This is a genomic window from Modicisalibacter sp. MOD 31.J (assembly GCF_020147985.1).
In the GTDB taxonomy this organism is placed as follows: domain Bacteria; phylum Pseudomonadota; class Gammaproteobacteria; order Pseudomonadales; family Halomonadaceae; genus Modicisalibacter; species Modicisalibacter coralii.
The window spans coordinates 599,628-614,922 of record NZ_JAGXFF010000001.1 but is presented as its reverse complement, the minus strand read 5'-3'; the positions used below and the strand labels follow the sequence as shown (position 1 = coordinate 614,922).

Here is a 15,295-nt window from a genome sequence, read left to right as displayed (position 1 = left end):
CATGAATGTAAATATTCGGGCGATGGGGTAAGATGGCGTCAAAAAAGTCGCCTTCTACCCGTCCTCCAGAGCATTCAGTCGCCATGCCCAGACGCACCAAAGCCGAAGCCGAAGCGACCCGGGAGTCTCTTCTCGACGCGGCCGAAGCGCTGTTCTACGAGAAAGGGGTCGCGCGCACCTCACTCGAGCAGATCGCCCGCCGCGCCGGAATGACCCGTGGCGCGGTCTACTGGCATTTCAAGAACAAGGCGGATCTTTTCCACGCCCTGCTGGAACGCGTACGCCTGCCGTTCGAGGATCTCGCCCGCGCCATCGAGGCGACCCACGACAACCCCTCGCCACTGGAATGCATTCGCCTGGCCTGCCACGAAAGCTTCGCGCGGCTTCAGGAACCGCGCTATCAGCGCATCCACTCGATTCTCATCCACCGCTGCGAGTTCTTCAGCGACATCGATCCGCTGGAGATGCAGCGCCAGATGAAACGCGACTGCCTGGAATCGATGCTGGATTCCTTTCGCGAGGCCAAGCGCTGCGGTCAACTGAAGGCGTCGCTGTCGCCCGAGATGGCCGCCGACATGCTGCAGTGCTGCATCGGCGGCCTCTTCCACGACTGGCTGCGCGATCCCGAGGAACTGCCGATCGACAAGCGCGGCACCGTGGTGGTCGATACCCTGCTCGACCTGATGCGCCCCTGAATGCAGGATGCCTCATGCTGCAACACAGCATAGGCGCTACACTGCAGGGGTGCACACTGAGGGAGAGGTCCCATGGATGCGCTCGAGCTGATCCGCTTTCGCGCTCTCGAAGTGGCGGTACGCGTCTGGCACCCCGAAGGGCGCCGGACGCTGCTCGCCTGGCACGGCCTGTCGCGCCACGGCGGCGACTTCCACGACCTGGCACGGCGGCTCGGCCCCGAGTGGCGGGTGATCGCCCCCGACACGCCCGGACGCGGCCTGTCGAGCTGGTCGCTGTTTCCCGCCCACGACTATCTCTACAGCCACTATCAGAATGTCGCCCTGGCCGTGCTCGATCATTTCGGCCTCGACCGGGTAGCCTGGCTGGGCACCTCGATGGGCGGCCTGCTGGGGATCCTGCTGGCCGGTTCAGAGAGCGGCCGCGAGCGCATTTCGCGGCTGATCGTCAACGACGTGGGGCCGGAAATCGACGCCGACAGCCTGGCCCAGCTGGCCAGCTACTTTGCCGTGCCGCACCGCTTCTCGACCTTCAGCGAGCTGCTCGCCGAGCTCAAGCATCACTACGCCGAGTTCGGCATCGACGGCGAGGACGCCTGGCGACGCCTGGCCCTGGAGAGTTCGCGACGGCTGATCGACGGCAGTTGGGGGTTTCACTTCGATCCGCGCATCGCCGAACAGTTTCTTCACGATTCCCCGCAGGACCTGTGGCCGATGTGGCAGTCCCTCGAGTGCCCGCTGATGGCGATCCGCGGCGAGCGCTCCGACATCCTCTCGGCGGCGACCCTGGCGCGCATGCAGACCGAACGGCCCCACCTGACCACCCTCGAGGTGCCCGGCTGCGGGCACGCGCCGATGCTCAACCAGCGCGACCAGGTCGAGCCGATACGCGCCTTTCTCGGCGCACGCCATTCAGGCCTCGCCGCGCGCCTGCGTCACGGTCTGGCGCGACTGCGCGGTGCCGGCCGCGGCTGAGACAAGAGCCTGATCAGGTCAGTTCGGCGATGGTACGTTCCACGGCGCCTCGATAGCCGCCGCCGAACAGCAGCAGGTGGTTGAGCAGCGGGTAGAGCTGGAAGAGCCGCTCGCGTCGCGGCCAGTCGTCCGGCGCCCCGCCGTCCCAGTAGGCCTCGAAGAATGCCTCGCCGGGGTGACCGAACAGGGTCAGCATCGCCAGGTCGACCTCCGGGTAGTGGTAGTACACGGCCGGATCGATGATCGCCGGGCCCCGGGGCGTGTAGAGTACGTTGCCCGACCACAGGTCGCCGTGGACCAGCCGCGGCGGCGCATCGGGCAGCCAGGCCTCGAGGCCCCGGGCGATGCGCTCGAGTGCCGCGAAGGTCGTGCGTTCGAGCGAACCGCGCTCAAGGCAGGCCCGCCCCAGCGCCAGCAGCCGCTGCTCGCGCTGAAAGACTCGACCGTCGGCGCACGGCGTGTTGCGCTGGGGGGTGGGGCCGCAGCGGTTGTCGTGGGGCCAGCCGTGCGTCTCGCCGACCACCCCGTGCAACTCGCGCAGCCCCTCGCCGAGTCGGGCACCGTCGCGGCGTCCGCCGGCGTCGAGGGCTTCCATCACCAGCAGGTCGTCGTCCAGGGCGATGACCTCGGGCACGATCAACGCGCTGCCGGCCTTGCGCAGCGCACGCAGGCCGTCGGCCTCGGCCGCCAGCGTCCGCGGGTCGTCGCGCTTGGCGACGACGGCCCCCTGGCGGGTCTCGAGGCGGCTCACTTCGGCAATGTCGCCGCCGGCCAGCGCCCGCGGCTCACCGACGATCTCCAGGCCCAGCGCCGCCAAGCGCTCGTGCCAGTCTCGATCGCTCATCCGCGCCTCCCTCTCTGTCAGGTATGTGGCTTCAGATAGTCGCCTCGGGTGATCGGCGTCAGTTGGCCTCGGGCTCGCTGCGCGCGACACCGGGCGTGGCATCGCGTGGCGCTCGCCCGCTCAACTCCTTCTGGAACAGCGAGCGCAGCTCCGCCATTGCCGCCCGGTCGTTGGCGACCAGCGCCTCCTCGTCGTGACGATGCGCGTAGGAATCGTGGAACAGCTGCACGTCGAAGTCGCGGAAGGTGCGTACCGCGTCCATGGCGTTGGAACTCGGGTAACCCAGGCCCTTGAGGACTTCGAGACTCATCTCCATGCTCGCCGCGAAGGTCTCGCGAACCACCACGTCGACACCCATCTCCATCAGCTCCCAGGCGTGATGGCGATTGCGGGCGCGGGCGAGAATCTTGAGTTCGGGGAAATGCGCCCGCGACTGACGAACGATCCGCGACGCGGTCTCGGCATCGTCGACGGCGACCACCAGCAGTTGGGCACGCTCGGCGCCGGCGGCCCGCAACAGATCCAGGCGCGAGGCGTCGGCGTAGTAGATCTGCGAACCGAAGCGGCGGATGAACTCGACCTGACGGATGTTGGGATCGAGGGCGGTGAACAGGATGTCCTGGCTCTTGAGCACCCGCGCGACCATCTGACCGAAGCGCCCCAGCCCGGCGATCAACACCGGCGGCGACGAATCGCCGAAATCGCCGTCGTAGGGACGCTTGTCCCTGAAGCGCGCCCCCAGGCGCTCCCCGGCCTGGTAGAGAAACGGCGTCAGCGCCATCGACAGCGTCACCGCGGCGATGCACAGGCTGGCGATGCGCGCCTCGAAGACCCCGGCGCTCACCGCGGCGGTGAGCAGCACGAAATCGAACTCCCCGCCCTGGGCGATGACCGCCGCCAGGCGTGGTACCTCGGCTCGCGGCAGCCGGGCAGCGAGCCCCACCAGGCCGATCACCACCAGCTTGCCGATCACCAGGCCGGCGGTGATGGCCAGCACCCACGGCAGGTTGTGGAAGACCAGCGACAGGTCCACCGACATGCCCACGGCGATGAAGAACAGTCCCAGCAACAGCCCCTTGAACGGCTCGATATTGGCCTCGAGCTCGTGGCGATAGACGGTATCGGCGAGCATCACCCCACCGAGGAAGGCGCCCAGCGCCATCGACAGCCCCGCCCAGTCCATCACCAGCGCCATGCCCAGCACCATGAACAGCGCCGCGGCGGTGAACACCTCGTGGACCTCGCTGCGCGCGACGAAGGCCAGCACCCGCGGGAACACCAGCCGCCCGACGACGATCGCCGCGACCACCATGCCCACGCTGCGCAGCACGGTCAGCCAGGTATCGCCGGAGGCGAGGCCGATGTCGCCGGCGAACAGCGGCAGCAGCGCCAGCAACGGAATCACCGCCAGATCCTGGAACAGCAGGATGGCGAACGCCGCCTGGCCGTGCGGGGCGGCCAGCTGATGGCGTTCGTTGAGCACCTGCAGGGCGAAGGCGGTCGACGACAGCGCCAGGATCAGACCCAGCAGGATGGCGCGATCCATCGGCAGGTCGAGGGCCAGTCCCAGCGGAGTGAGCAGCACCGCACAACCGATCAGCTGCAGGCTGCCCAGGCCCAGCAGACGCTTGCGCAGACGCCACAACCGCGCCGGCTCGAGTTCGAGGCCGATGATGAACAGCAGCATCACCACGCCGAATTCGGCGAAGTGCAGCACCGTCTCGGGTTCGGCGATGAAGCCGCTGACCGACGGACCGAGAATCAGCCCGGCGGCGAGATAACCGAGGATCGATCCCAGTCCCAGCCGCTGGAAGAGCGGCACCGCAATGATCGCCGCACCCAACAGTACGGCCGCTTCGAAGAGAAAATCCATGGTCCCGGTGTCCTCGCATTCCCTGCGGGCATGCTATCGCCCCGTTCGCCGCTCAGCCAGGGAAACACTGCACAAATGCCTGCACGAACTCGGCGTCCCCGACGAATCGCTGCGTTGCGCGGTGCTGGAACGCCAGCCCGGTCGGAATCCTCACATATACCCCATATGCTGCGGTTCCTGTGCGCCGGGCGCCTTGCGGCGTGGCGACGCCCGCTTCATCCCGCTCGCCTATTTGTTCAGCGCTTCCCCAGCGGCATCGTGGTCGCGACGAAACGGCAGCCGTGTCTCGGCGTGACGCGCATAGGCCGCGACATGCTCGCGCTCCTCCGCGCAGAAGCGCGCCACCGCGTCACGAAAGCCCGGGTGGGCGATGAAGTGCAGCGAGCGCAGCCGGCGCGGCGCGAAACCGCGGCTCAGCTTGTGTTCGCCCTGGGTGCCCGGATCGAAACGCGTCAGCCCCTTCGCCAGGCAATGCTCGATGCCCTGGTAGTAGCAAGCCTCGAAGTGCAGGCAGTCGGCCTCGACCTCGCTGCCCCAGTAACGCCCGTAGAGGGTCTCGCTGCCCTGCAGGCAGAGCGCGGCGGCCACCGGCCGCGCGCCGTGCCACGCCTGGACCAGCAGCAGCGCCTCGGGCATCGTCTCGCGCAGGCGGCGGAAGAAATCCAGCGACAGGTAGGGCTGCTGGCCGCGCTCGTAATAGGTGATCCGGTAACAGCGGTAGAAGTGCTCGAGTGCCGCGGCATCGATCGCCTCGCCCTCCAGGCGCACCATCTCGAGGCCCTGTTCGGCGACCCGGCGCCGCTCGCGGCGCACCTCCTTGCGGCGCTTGGCGCTCATCGCGGCGAGAAAGCCCGCGAAGTCGCCGAACCCCGCATCGCGCCACTGGAACTGCACCGCGGCCCGCTCCAGCAGCTCGGGCCGCACCGCCAGCCAGTCGTCGATCTCGGCGTCCTCGGCGAACAGCAGGTGCCAGCTCGACAGCGTCGCGTCACAGCAATGCTCGCCAAGCGCCGCCATCACCTCGCGCCGCGCCGCGCCATCCCCCATCAGCAGCCGCGCACCGGGCACCGGGGTGAAGGGCACCGCCGTCAGTCCCTTGGGGTAATAGTCGCCCCCGGCGCGCTCCCAGGCGTCCGCCCAGGCCCAGTCGAAGATATATTCGCCGAAGGAGTGATCCTTGAGATAACGGGGCAGCAGCGCCACCAGCACCCCGTCGAGACGCACCGCGAGATGCCGCGGCGTCCAGCCGCTGGCGGGCGACACCGCACCGCTCGCCTCCAGGGCATGCAGGAACTCGTGGCGCAGAAACGGCTGATCGGCCGGCACCAGCGCATTCCAGGCCGTTGCCGGCAGCGCCTCGACGGCGTTCAGCGTCTCGATCGCAAAGCGCATGTCTCGCTCTCCCTGTGGCGTTCGTCGCGGCAAAGGGCGGCCTATGCCCATCGCGATCGCGTGGGTGGGGGTAGATAGGGTATCGCCATGCGCCCCGGTCGAGAACCGTGCCCAGCGCGTTCCCCGGGGAAGCGACGCCATGGGCAGTCCGCACGCTTGGTGCGGCCGGCTCCGGGAGCGGCCGGACCCCGGAGGCCGGCCCCGGAAAGGTGTTGCGACGCCCGGCGACGGCGGCCGAAACGACGGGGTTGTCCGGAACCGACCCGGGCACCCGGGCCGGCCAGGCTCAGTCGCCGTTGAGGGTCTTGTCGAGCGCCAGCAGCGCGGCCTGCCAGGAGGCGGCATCGGCAGCAGCGTTGTAGGCCAGCGGCAGGTCGTCCTCGGCGCCGAGAGCATCGGCGTGGGGATTGGTGAAGGCGTGCTTGGCGTGGGGGTAGTTGACCACCTTGACCTTGGCGCCCTGGGCCTTGAGCGTGCGCGCCATCGCCTTGAGATCGTCACGCTTGACCAGCGGATCGTCGGCACCGTTGTGGATCTGCACCACGCCGTCGAAGGGCTGCGGGTTGGTCACCGCCCGGGTGGGGCTGCCGTGAAAGCTGATGGCCGCCTTGATGGGCATCCCGGCGAGCGCCATGTTCATCACCACGCCCCCGCCGAAGCAGTAACCGATCGCCGCCATGCGGTCGCCGCGGACCGCCGGATTCTGGCTGAGCTTGGCCATCGCCGCCTCGAGGCTGGCGCGGGCGGTGGGCCAGTCCTGCATCACCCGGCTGGCGAACTGGCCGGCCTCGTCGGGGTGGGTGGTGGTCTCGCCGTTGCCGTACATGTCGACGGCCAGCGCCACGAAGCCCAGTGCCGCCAACTGGTCGGCGCGCGCCCTGGCATAGTCGTTGAGCCCCCACCATTCGTGGACGATCAGCACCGCCGGGCGGGGCTCGTCGTCGGCGACGTTGCGTGCCAGGTAGCCCTGGTAGGTCTGGCCGCCGGTGGAATACGTGAACGGTTCGCCGACGACCCGCGGGCCCTGGGCGATGGTCACCGGCGAGGTGTCCGCCTTGCCCGCCTCCTGGGCCTGAGCCGGCGAAAGGATCAGCAGGACGGGTAGCAGACACAGCAGCTTGAGCAGGGTGCGCATGGTTTCTCCTTGTTTCGTGGTCTTGGCGCGGCGGCCGAGCGCGCGTCACGGCGTCTTGTCGTCCGTCGGCTCGCCCGGCGCCCGATGGACCCGGTTGCGGCCGTGCCGCTTGGCGGCATAGAGGCCCATGTCGGCCCGGTGCATGAGATCCTCGATGGGCTCGTCGTCGCGGCGTTCGGCGACGCCGAAACTGACCGTGAAGTTGAGCCATTCGCCGTGGAACTCGACCAGCACGTTCTCGAACTTCCCGCGCAGTCGCTCGGCGAGCCCGATGGCCTCCTGAAGCGGCTGCGAGACCAGCACCAGGGCGAACTCCTCACCGCCGATGCGCCCGAAGATGTCGTGGGCACGCAGCGTGCTGCGGCAGATCTCGCCGAGGCTGGCGAGCACCAGATCACCGGCGGCGTGCCCCCAAGTATCGTTGATGGCCTTGAAGTGGTCGATATCGAAGATCACCAGCGAGGATCGCGCGGCCGAGGGATCGGCTGCCTCCAGCGCGCTGCGCAGACACCCCAGGAAGGCGCCGCGATTGAGGGCGCCGGTGAGGCTGTCGATGGTCGACAGCTCGTGCAGCTTCATCTCGCGCAGCTTGCGGTCGGTGACGTCGCGCCCCACCGCGAGGATCCACTCGTAACGACCATTGAGCGGGCTGACATAGGGCGAACAGGCCGTCTCCAGCCATACGTAGTGCCCCTGGGCGTGACGCGCGCGAAGCTCGAGACGCAGGTTGCTGCCCATCCGCGCGGTTTCGTGAATGTGCCGCTGGACACGCGACGCGTCGTCCGGCGGCAGCAGTTCGATCATCGGGCGCAGCTGCAGATCCTGGGGCGCATGGCCGAGAATCCGGCCGACCGAGGGCGAGGCGAAGCGGCACAGCCCATCGGCATCGAGCAACAGGATCAGGTCGCTGACGTTCTCGACGATGAAGCGATAGCGCCGCTCGTTCTCGGCGAGTGCCAATTGTGCCTGTCGGCGCAGGGTGACGTCTTCACAGAAGCCATGCCAGAGAATGCTGCCATCCGGCTGTCTTTCCGGCTTGGCCTGGCCATGCACCCACAGCTGGTAGCCATCGGGATGGTGGTAGCGGAACTCGTGACGCCACACGCTGAGGCGCCGTGCGCTGCGCAGGATGCTGCGCCACAGCCCCTCGCCGTCCTCGGAATGGACCCGTTCCAGTGCCACCGAGGCCCGCCCCATCACGGTCTCCGGGGCAAGGCCGAAGAGGCGCCGGATACCGGCGCTGACGAAGGGAAAGTCGAGGCGTCCGTCGGGGGCCAGCCGGCACTGATAGAGAGTGCCGGGAAGCTGCTCGCTGAGCTTCTCGAAGCGCTCCAGCAGCGTCTGACGCTCGGTGACGTCGACCAGCGAGCCGACCAGCTCGACCAGCTCGCCGTCGGTGCCGCGATGCAGGACGATGTCGTCCTGCAGGTGATGACGGGTGCCGTCGAGATGGAACACGGCGTACTGCAGGCAAAGGCGGGAAGTGCCGTCGTGACGGGCCGTCTCGAGCTGCGCGAACAGCGATTCACGACAACTGGCGTCGATGCACTCCAGCCAGCGCTGGGGGCACTCGCGCAGCGCCTCGCGCTCGATACCGCACAGCTCGGCGACGTTGACTCCCAGGTAGTGCAGGCGCCCCTGCCACCACCCCGGATCGGTCGCATAGACGACGGCGGGCGATGCCCCCAGCATCGCTTCCATGAACCGCGGCAACAACTGTAACGGCGATGCCACCATGCACACCGTCCCCCTCTTCCGATTCCCTGGACACCGCCGGGGCGCACGCTCCGCGTGGCCGGTCACTCACCGCCGGTACGTTTCAAGGCCACCGCGGCCGGGGATGCCCCACCCCGCACCTCGGACCCCGAACGGCGCACGCGGTCGGCGCCGGCAGCGACGTTCGCACGCCGCCCGCCATCGTCATCGATCGCCGGAGCCGCGCGCTGCTGGGGAGCACAGCCCTCGACCAGGCGGCTCAACTCGGGCCGGCTGAGGGTCACGCGCTCGGCCCTCGACTGGTCGCTCCATACCAGCCACAATGCCGGTACGTCGCGGGTCTGATCCACGCCCACGACACGCCCCTCGCGCTGGCGCTGCGGATCCCGCAGCGTCGCACCGATCAGCAGGTGGGCCTGGGCAACACTGTCACGCATGGTCCTGGTACACAGTCGTCATGGCCGAGACGGTACCGGGCACACGCCCACCGCCTTCCGCCGGGTGAATGGAAGCTTCCGACCCAAGTGTATCAGCAAAGACGCGTGGTCGTCGGGGTGGTTCTTGCGCCCATGGATCGAGAAAAGCCTAGCAGCTGTGCCGACCACTGCTGAAGAAAGCCGCCCCGCAATCCGCCGAAAGCATGAGACAGCGCAAGAAAAAAGGGTGCCCAAAGGCACCCCAAGCACTCGCTAGCTCAAGTCATGGAAGGTGGCGGCGCGGCGGCGCAACATTCCGTGCGGAGCCGTGAGTGCGCGAAGCGTTTTCACCGGCGCGCCACCACACCCGGTGGGACACCCCTCAGGCGGCGGCCTGCATCGCCAGGGCGGTGTCCAGCATGCGGTTGGAGAAGCCCCACTCGTTGTCGTACCACGCCATCACCTTGACCAGGCGCCCGTTGACGCGGGTGTGATTGGCGTCGAAGGTGGACGAGTTGGGGTCGTGATTGAAGTCGATCGACACCAGCGGCTGGGCGTTGACCGCCAGCACCGACGAGTCGGCGGCCGCCTGCTCCATCAACCGGTTGATCTCTTCCTTGGACGTGTCGCGACCGGCGGTGAAGGTCAGATCGACCAGCGAGACGTTGATCACCGGAATGCGCACCGCCAGCCCGTCGAGCTTGCCGTCGAGTTCCGGCAGCACCAGCCCCACCGCCGCCGCGGCGCCGGTCTTGGTGGGAATCATCGACTGCGTGGCGCTGCGCGCCCGGTACGGATCCTTGTGATAGACGTCCGAGAGATTCTGGTCGTTGGTGTAGGCGTGCACGGTGGTCATCAGACCGTTCTCGATACCCACCGCATCGTTGAGCACCTTGGCCACCGGCGCCAGGCAGTTGGTGGTGCACGAGGCATTGGAGACCACCCGATGCTCGCCGGTCAGCACATCGTCGTTGACCCCATAGACCACGGTGGCATCGGCATCCGGGCTGGGCGCCGAGATCAACACCCGCTGCGCGCCGGCCTGCAGATGCTTGGCGGCGGCCTCGCGCTTGGTGAACAGCCCGGTGCACTCCATGACCAGATCGATCTCGAGCGACGCCCAGGGCAGTTGCGCGGGATCGCGCTGGGCGAAGGTGGCGATGCGGTCCTCGCCCACGCTCAGCGATTCGTCGTCGTGGCCCACTTCCGGAGAGAAACGGCCATGCACGCTATCATGCTTGAGCAGATGGGCGTTGAGCGCCGGATCGCCCAGATCGTTGATGGCAACCACCTGGATGCGATCCCGATAGCCGTTCTCATACAGCGCCCGCAGCACGTTGCGACCGATACGTCCGAACCCGTTGATGGCGACACGCAAGGTCATGGTGGCCTCCTTCGATACGACTGACGTGAACCCGATACGCGGCCGCATGCCCGCTGCCGGAGGAGGCCGGCCCGGGAGGCAACCACGATGAAATAATCCTACGCTTTAGCCACAATTTGGCCCAAAGGATGACGACGTTCAAGTAATTTTTTTGGTAAATTTACACACATACTCACACCCCCCGACCGTGACAAGAGGTTGCCATGGCTGTCCACGACACCGTCTCCAGCGTCACCCGGCGCATTCGCGAACGTTCGGCCCCGCGCCGCGCCGAATACGAGCGACACATGCAGGAACAGCACCGTCACGGCGTGCATCGCGGCGAACTGTCCTGCGGCAATCTGGCCCACGGCTTCGCCGCCTGCGGCAGCCAGGACAAGAATCGGCTCAAGCTGATGAACAGCGCCAACCTGGGGATCGTTTCGTCATATAACGACATGCTCTCCGCGCATCAGCCGCTCGGCCCCTTTCCCGACATCATCAAGGACGCCGCCCGTCAGATGGGCTCCACCGCCCAGTTCGCCGGCGGGGTGCCGGCGATGTGCGACGGCGTGACCCAGGGTCAGCCGGGCATGGAACTGTCGCTGTTCTCCCGCGACGTGATCGCCATGGCCACCGCGGTGGCGCTGTCGCACAACATGTTCGACGCCGCCCTGTACCTGGGCATCTGCGACAAGATCGTCCCGGGGCTGTTCATCGGTGCGGCGCGCTTCGGCCACCTGCCGGCGATCTTCGTCCCCGGCGGACCGATGACCAGCGGCCTGCCCAACAAGGAGAAGGCCCGCGTCCGCCAGCTCTACGCCGAAGGCAAGGTGGGCCGCGCCGAGCTGCTCGAGGCCGAGTCGGAGTCCTACCATAGCCCCGGCACCTGCACCTTCTACGGTACCGCCAACTCCAACCAGTTGATGATGGAGATGATGGGCCTGCACCTGCCGGGCGCCTCCTTCGTCAACCCCGGCACCCCGCTGCGCGAGGCGCTGACCCGCTACGCCGCCGAGCAGTCGATCCGCAACAGCGAACCGGGCGGCAACTACCGGCCGTTCTGGCAGCAGATCGACGAGAAGGCGATCGTCAACGCCATGGTCGGCCTGCTGGCCTCCGGCGGATCGACCAACCACACCCTGCACCTGGTCGCCATGGCCGGCGCCGCCGGGCTGACCATCACCTGGGACGACTTCGCCGAACTCTCGGCGGTGGTGCCCAGCATGACCCGCATCTACCCCAACGGGCAGGCCGACGTGAACCACTTCCAGGCCGCCGGCGGCATGAGCTTCCTGATGCGCGAGCTGCTCGACGCCGGGCTGCTCCATCGCGACGTGCCCAGCGTGTTCGGCGGCGATCTCTCCGACTACACCAAGGAGCCGTTCCTCGAGGACGGCGAGCTGGTGTGGCGCGACGGTCCCACCGAGAGCATGGACCGCGACGTGCTGCGCCCGGTCAGCGACCCGTTCTCGCCCACCGGCGGGCTGGCGGTGCTCGACGGCAATCTGGGCCGGGGGGTGATCAAGATCTCCGCGGTTCAGCCCGAGCACCGTCGCGTCGAGGCCCCGGTACGCCTGTTCAGCGACCAGAACGAGCTCAAGGACGCCTTCGACGCCGGCGAGCTCGACCGCGACGTGGTCGTCGTCGTGCGTTTCCAGGGCCCGCGCGCCAACGGCATGCCCGAACTGCACAAGCTCACTCCCTATCTGGGTGTGCTCCAGGATCGCGGCTACAAGGTCGCGCTGGTCACCGACGGGCGCATGTCCGGCGCCTCGGGCAAGGTCCCGGCGGCGATCCACGTCACCCCGGAGGCCTACGACGGCGGCCCGCTCGCGCGGCTGCGCGACGGCGACGTGGTGCGCCTCGACCCCGAACGCGGCGAACTCAGGGCGCTGGTCGACGATGCCGAATGGCAGGCCCGCGAGCTGGCCACCACCGACATCGAGACCTACCGCTACGGCATGGGTCGTGAGCTGTTCGCCGGCTTCCGCAGCCTGGTCGGCGGCGCCGAGGAAGGCGCGGCGACCTTCGGCGGTTTCGAGGCCCGCGACGTCGACGGGGATCGGCAGGCATGAGCCGTCCGGCCCTGATCGGTGACATCGGTGGTACCAACGCCCGCTTCGCCCTGGTGCGGCCGGGGGATTTCGCGCCCTACGAGATCCGTACCCTGGCCTGCGCCGACTACCCGACCCTCGAGGCGGCGATCCACGCCTACCTCGAGGCGGCCGGGGTGAGCGATGCCTCCGCGCCGCGGGAGGCCTGTCTGGCCTTCGCCTGCCCGGTCCACGACGACGAAGTGCGCATGACCAACAACGCCTGGCGCTTCTCCAAGCGCCAGGTCCAGGCGGCGCTGGGCCTGACCCTGTTCAAGGTGATCAACGACTTCACCGCCCAGGCCCTCGGCGTCCCCCATGTCGCCGCCGACGACCTGGTCCCGGTGGGTAACGGCGAGGCCGAGGCGCACCGTGCCTGCCTGGTGATCGGCCCCGGCACCGGGCTGGGCGTGGCCGGCCTCTTCCCCGGCCGTCACGCCTGGATTCCGCTGTCCACCGAGGGCGGCCACGTGACCTTCGCGCCCACCGATGCCGTCGAACAGCAACTGCTACCCTACTTCCGCGACTGCTACGGGCGCGTCTCGGTGGAACGCCTGCTCTGCGGCCAGGGGCTGCTCGACCTGTATCACGCCTTCGCCCGACTGCAGGGCGCGGAAACGCGCTTCGACAGCCCCGCTCAGGTCACCCAGGCGGCGCGGGACGGCGAGAGCCTGGCCGAGGCCAGCGTGCTGCGCTTTCTCAAGATATTGGGTGACGTCTGCGGCGACGCGGCCCTGACCCTGGGCGCGCGTGGCGGCGTCTACCTGTGCGGCGGGATCGTGCCGCGCCTGCTCGACTGGCTGCCGGACAGCGACTTCCGCCGCGCCTTTGCCGACAAGGGCCGCATGAGCGCTTACAATGCCGACATTCCGGTGTGGGTGGTCACGGCACCCTGGACGGGGCTGCTGGGCGCCTGCGAGGCATTGCACAACGAGGAGGTGACATGATTCCGGCATCCCTGCGCGAGTTGCTCGACGCGACCCACGGCCAGCGCCGCGCCGAGTGGGCCGGCCGCGAGGTGTGGCTGGCCAACGAGCCCTGGGGGGAACTGGCGGTGTCGTTGCAGGGCGCCCAGGTGCTTCATTATCGTCCGGCCGACGAATCGGTCGACGCTTGGCTGTGGGTGACCCCCACGCCCCAGGACCTGCCCGGGGCGATTCGCGGCGGCATTCCGCTGTGCTGGCCGTGGTTCGCCGACGAGCGTTTCGCCGACGAGTCGCCGGACCACTCGGGACCGATGCACGGTCCGGCGCGCAAGGCCGAGTGGCGGCTCGACGCCGCCGACGAGCACGCCGAAGGCGTCGAGGTGCACCTCTCCCCCGTCGAGCGCCTGCACAGCCAACTCGTGCCGCGTGCGGTGATCCGCGCCAACGCCCAGCGCCTGCAGGTCGAACTGATCACCGAGCATCGCGGCGAGACGCCGGTCAAGCTGACCGCCGCCCTGCACAGCTATTTCGCCGTCGCCCACAGCCATGCCTGTCGGGTCGAGGGGCTCGCCGGGGCGCGCTACCTGGACAAGCTCGAGGACTTCGCCGAGCACGTCCAGCAGGGCGAACTGGGCATCCGCGGCGCGGTCGACCGCATCTACCAGTCCAACCGCGAGACGATCCTCGACGACGGTCGGCGCCGCCTGCGCATCGCCAAGCAGGGCAGCGATTCGACGGTGGTCTGGCAGCCCGACGACGCACCCCCCGACGACGTACCCGGCGAGGCCGGCCACCGTTTCGTCTGCGTCGAGACGGCCTGCACGCGCCTCGACCCGGTATGGCTGGTGCCCGGTGCCCAGCATCTGCTGGCGACCACGATCAGCCGCGACGAGACCGCCCGATGAGCGATTCCCTGGATTTCGACGTGCCCTTCCTGCTGGGCATGATGCGCCTCCACGAGGCCCATACCCTGAACACCCCGGCGCGACTGGCCGACTGGATCGAGGCACGCCTCGACGAGGGGCTCCACTGGTTCGACCACGCCGACATCTATGGCAAGGGCGCTGGCGAGACACGCTTCGGCGAGGCGCTGCGCGCCCGCCCGGCGCTGGCCGCCCGGGTCCGCGTGGTGACCAAGGCCGACATCGTGCTGCCCCAGCTCGACGACTCCGGCCACGGCGTCAAGCACTACGATACCTCGCCGGCGTATCTGAAGGCGGCCATCGATGCCGCGCTGTCGCGGCTGAACGTCGCGCGTCTGGATCACTTCCTGCTCCACCGCCCCGACCCGCTGATCGAAGTCGAGGCCACCGCCGCGGCCCTGGACGACGCCATCGACAGCGGCAAGGTCGGCGCCGTGGGGGTCTCCAACTTCCTCCCCGAGCAATGGCGGCGCCTGCAGGACGCCATGCGCCACCCGCTGGTGGCCCATCAGCTGGAACTCTCTCTGGCTCACGCCGAACCTCTGTTCGACGGCCGCTACGATGCCGTCCTTCACGACGGCCAGCGGCCCCTGGCCTGGTCGCCGCTGGGGGGCGGCACGGTCTTCGAGGACGTGCTGGGCGATTCGCTGACCCGACTCGCCGAGGAGTATCAGGTCAGCCGCGCCGGACTGGCACTGGCCTGGCTGCGCCGGATACCCGGCGGCCCGGTACCGGTGATCGGCACCCTGCGCGAGTCGCGCATCCGCGAGCTGGCCGCGGATGGCAGCCATGCCATCGATCGTGCCACCTGGTTCGCCCTGCTCGAGGAATCCCGCGGGCAGCGCGTGGCATGACCCTTCGGCGCCCGGTGGCGGTGACGGCCAGGTGGCACGAGCCACGGGGCCACAGGCTCGGCGCAGCCGGCGAGCGCCCGGTGACAAGCG

General features: G+C 68.6%; 13 protein-coding genes. 6 read left to right on the top strand and 7 right to left on the bottom strand.

Features of this window, described 5'->3' with window-relative positions:
• Positions 1–83: 83 nt before the first annotated feature.
• Complete coding sequence (locus tag KGR00_RS02780; protein WP_129139069.1) at positions 84–695, top strand: TetR family transcriptional regulator; 612 nt, start codon at positions 84–86, stop codon at positions 693–695.
• A gap of 72 nt (positions 696–767) precedes the next feature.
• A complete protein-coding gene (locus KGR00_RS02775; RefSeq protein WP_224417748.1) occupies positions 768–1,667 on the top strand; it encodes an alpha/beta hydrolase in 900 nt (299 codons plus the stop codon).
• A 13-nt stretch (positions 1,668–1,680) separates the two neighbouring features.
• Here the strand turns inward: KGR00_RS02775 and KGR00_RS02770 are convergent, their stop codons facing one another.
• The 7 genes from KGR00_RS02770 to gap all read right to left on the bottom strand — a co-directional run bounded on the left by KGR00_RS02770 (position 1,681) and on the right by gap (position 10,427).
• Positions 1,681–2,511, bottom strand: coding sequence for a fructosamine kinase family protein (locus tag KGR00_RS02770; protein ID WP_224417749.1), 831 nt, complete (start codon positions 2,509–2,511; stop codon positions 1,681–1,683).
• 58 nt (positions 2,512–2,569) lie between these two features.
• Positions 2,570–4,384, bottom strand: coding sequence for a monovalent cation:proton antiporter-2 (CPA2) family protein (locus KGR00_RS02765; protein WP_224417750.1), 1,815 nt, complete (start codon positions 4,382–4,384; stop codon positions 2,570–2,572).
• A gap of 228 nt (positions 4,385–4,612) precedes the next feature.
• Complete coding sequence (locus KGR00_RS02760) at positions 4,613–5,776, bottom strand: GNAT family N-acetyltransferase (RefSeq protein ID WP_224417751.1); 1,164 nt, start codon at positions 5,774–5,776, stop codon at positions 4,613–4,615.
• A gap of 286 nt (positions 5,777–6,062) precedes the next feature.
• Entirely contained in the window at positions 6,063–6,911 is an 849-nt protein-coding gene (locus tag KGR00_RS02755; protein WP_224417752.1) for a dienelactone hydrolase family protein, read from the bottom strand.
• Between the two features lie 45 nt (positions 6,912–6,956).
• Positions 6,957–8,648: a sensor domain-containing diguanylate cyclase gene (locus tag KGR00_RS02750; RefSeq protein ID WP_224424110.1), complete on the bottom strand. Its 1,692-nt coding sequence runs from the start codon at positions 8,646–8,648 to the stop codon at positions 6,957–6,959.
• 62 nt (positions 8,649–8,710) lie between these two features.
• Positions 8,711–9,064, bottom strand: a complete 354-nt coding sequence (locus KGR00_RS02745) for a hypothetical protein (RefSeq protein WP_224417754.1) — start codon at positions 9,062–9,064, stop codon at positions 8,711–8,713.
• A gap of 361 nt (positions 9,065–9,425) precedes the next feature.
• Complete coding sequence (gap, locus tag KGR00_RS02740) at positions 9,426–10,427, bottom strand: type I glyceraldehyde-3-phosphate dehydrogenase (RefSeq protein WP_129139061.1); 1,002 nt, start codon at positions 10,425–10,427, stop codon at positions 9,426–9,428.
• Positions 10,428–10,630: 203 nt separating this feature from the next.
• On the opposite strand from gap, the gene edd reads away from it, so the two are divergent.
• From edd to KGR00_RS02720, 4 genes are read left to right on the top strand one after another with little or no spacing between them, the layout of a single operon-like run.
• The gene (gene edd, locus KGR00_RS02735; protein ID WP_129139060.1) at positions 10,631–12,484 is read left to right on the top strand and encodes a phosphogluconate dehydratase; all 1,854 of its coding nucleotides are present in this window, start codon (positions 10,631–10,633) and stop codon (positions 12,482–12,484) included.
• Positions 12,481–13,449 carry a glucokinase gene (gene glk / locus KGR00_RS02730; RefSeq protein WP_224417755.1) on the top strand — a complete coding sequence of 323 codons (969 nt, stop codon included), beginning with the start codon at positions 12,481–12,483 and terminating at the stop codon, positions 13,447–13,449. The genes edd and glk overlap by 4 nt, the downstream gene beginning before the upstream one ends.
• Positions 13,446–14,333, top strand: coding sequence for a D-hexose-6-phosphate mutarotase (locus tag KGR00_RS02725; protein WP_224417756.1), 888 nt, complete (start codon positions 13,446–13,448; stop codon positions 14,331–14,333). The genes glk and KGR00_RS02725 overlap by 4 nt, the downstream gene beginning before the upstream one ends.
• Positions 14,330–15,205: an aldo/keto reductase gene (locus KGR00_RS02720; protein WP_129139057.1), complete on the top strand. Its 876-nt coding sequence runs from the start codon at positions 14,330–14,332 to the stop codon at positions 15,203–15,205. The genes KGR00_RS02725 and KGR00_RS02720 overlap by 4 nt, the downstream gene beginning before the upstream one ends.
• The last annotated feature ends 90 nt before the right edge of the window (positions 15,206–15,295 follow it).

Bases quoted from the DNA above. Each gene is read 5' to 3' on its own strand.
- KGR00_RS02780 (WP_129139069.1), top strand. From the start codon at position 84: ATGCCCAGACGCACCAAAGCCGAAGCCGAAGCGACCCGGGAGTCTCTT.
- KGR00_RS02775 (WP_224417748.1), top strand. From the start codon at position 768: ATGGATGCGCTCGAGCTGATCCGCTTTCGCGCTCTCGAAGTGGCGGTA.
- KGR00_RS02770 (WP_224417749.1), bottom strand. From the start codon at position 2,511: ATGAGCGATCGAGACTGGCACGAGCGCTTGGCGGCGCTGGGCCTGGAG.
- KGR00_RS02765 (WP_224417750.1), bottom strand. From the start codon at position 4,384: ATGGATTTTCTCTTCGAAGCGGCCGTACTGTTGGGTGCGGCGATCATT.
- KGR00_RS02760 (WP_224417751.1), bottom strand. From the start codon at position 5,776: ATGCGCTTTGCGATCGAGACGCTGAACGCCGTCGAGGCGCTGCCGGCA.
- KGR00_RS02755 (WP_224417752.1), bottom strand. From the start codon at position 6,911: ATGCGCACCCTGCTCAAGCTGCTGTGTCTGCTACCCGTCCTGCTGATC.
- KGR00_RS02750 (WP_224424110.1), bottom strand. From the start codon at position 8,648: ATGGTGGCATCGCCGTTACAGTTGTTGCCGCGGTTCATGGAAGCGATG.
- KGR00_RS02745 (WP_224417754.1), bottom strand. From the start codon at position 9,064: ATGCGTGACAGTGTTGCCCAGGCCCACCTGCTGATCGGTGCGACGCTG.
- gap (WP_129139061.1), bottom strand. From the start codon at position 10,427: ATGACCTTGCGTGTCGCCATCAACGGGTTCGGACGTATCGGTCGCAAC.
- edd (WP_129139060.1), top strand. From the start codon at position 10,631: ATGGCTGTCCACGACACCGTCTCCAGCGTCACCCGGCGCATTCGCGAA.
- glk (WP_224417755.1), top strand. From the start codon at position 12,481: ATGAGCCGTCCGGCCCTGATCGGTGACATCGGTGGTACCAACGCCCGC.
- KGR00_RS02725 (WP_224417756.1), top strand. From the start codon at position 13,446: ATGATTCCGGCATCCCTGCGCGAGTTGCTCGACGCGACCCACGGCCAG.
- KGR00_RS02720 (WP_129139057.1), top strand. From the start codon at position 14,330: ATGAGCGATTCCCTGGATTTCGACGTGCCCTTCCTGCTGGGCATGATG.